Source organism: Vibrio sp. WZ-1 (genome assembly GCF_052037695.1).
Classification (GTDB): Bacteria; Pseudomonadota; Gammaproteobacteria; order Enterobacterales; family Vibrionaceae; genus Vibrio.
This window is the reverse complement of record NZ_JBQEQR010000021.1, coordinates 1-793: the sequence shown is the minus strand read 5'-3', so window position 1 is coordinate 793 and position 793 is coordinate 1. Positions and strand designations below refer to the sequence as shown.

Sequence of the window (793 nt, the reverse complement as noted above, 5' to 3'; positions counted from 1 at the left end):
ATCCAGGTAGACCTGCCACTATTTTGATTATTGAGTTTACTCAGTAATTATGCGGAAGTGGCGGAATTGGTAGACGCACCAGATTTAGGTTCTGGCGCCGCAAGGTGTGAGAGTTCAAGTCTCTCCTTCCGCACCATTATTAAAGTCTCTTTTATTAGAGCGCTGTAGGTCTATCGCCAAGCGGTAAGGCAGCGGCTTTTGATGCCGCCATTCCCTGGTTCGAATCCAGGTAGACCTGCCATATTCAACGTTACTGATGTTTTACCAATTACATCAGTAACTACAGATCAAGTTGCGGAAGTGGCGGAATTGGTAGACGCACCAGATTTAGGTTCTGGCGCCGCAAGGTGTGAGAGTTCAAGTCTCTCCTTCCGCACCATCTTGATTTAAAGAATATTGTGTTGGCTACGTAGCTCAGCTGGTTAGAGCACATCACTCATAATGATGGGGTCACAGGTTCGAATCCCGTCGTAGCCACCATTTATTTCGTTGTTTAGGTTTTTACCAATTACCTTTATGACGACAGAAAAGTTGCGGAAGTGGCGGAATTGGTAGACGCACCAGATTTAGGTTCTGGCGCCGCAAGGTGTGAGAGTTCAAGTCTCTCCTTCCGCACCATACTTTTCTAACTTGATCAGTCTTTATGACTGTCGCCTGCAGGTCTATCGCCAAGCGGTAAGGCAGCGGCTTTTGATGCCGCCATTCCCTGGTTCGAATCCAGGTAGACCTGCCACTATTTTGATTATTGAGTTTACTCAGTAATTATGCGGAAGTGGCGGAATTGGTAGACGCA

General features: G+C 46.9%; 6 tRNA genes. All 6 read left to right on the top strand.

Annotation, left to right across the window (positions count from 1 at the left end):
• Positions 1-51: 51 nt before the first annotated feature.
• The 6 genes from ACTS60_RS00290 to ACTS60_RS00265 all read left to right on the top strand — a co-directional run bounded on the left by ACTS60_RS00290 (position 52) and on the right by ACTS60_RS00265 (position 733).
• A tRNA-Leu gene (locus ACTS60_RS00290) sits at positions 52-136 on the top strand.
• A 30-nt stretch (positions 137-166) separates the two neighbouring features.
• Positions 167-241, top strand: a tRNA-Gln gene (locus tag ACTS60_RS00285).
• A gap of 53 nt (positions 242-294) precedes the next feature.
• A tRNA-Leu gene (locus tag ACTS60_RS00280) sits at positions 295-379 on the top strand.
• Positions 380-403: 24 nt separating this feature from the next.
• Positions 404-480, top strand: a tRNA-Met gene (locus tag ACTS60_RS00275).
• A gap of 53 nt (positions 481-533) precedes the next feature.
• Positions 534-618: transfer RNA gene (locus ACTS60_RS00270), tRNA-Leu, on the top strand.
• A gap of 40 nt (positions 619-658) precedes the next feature.
• Positions 659-733, top strand: a tRNA-Gln gene (locus ACTS60_RS00265).
• Positions 734-793 lie beyond the last annotated feature (60 nt).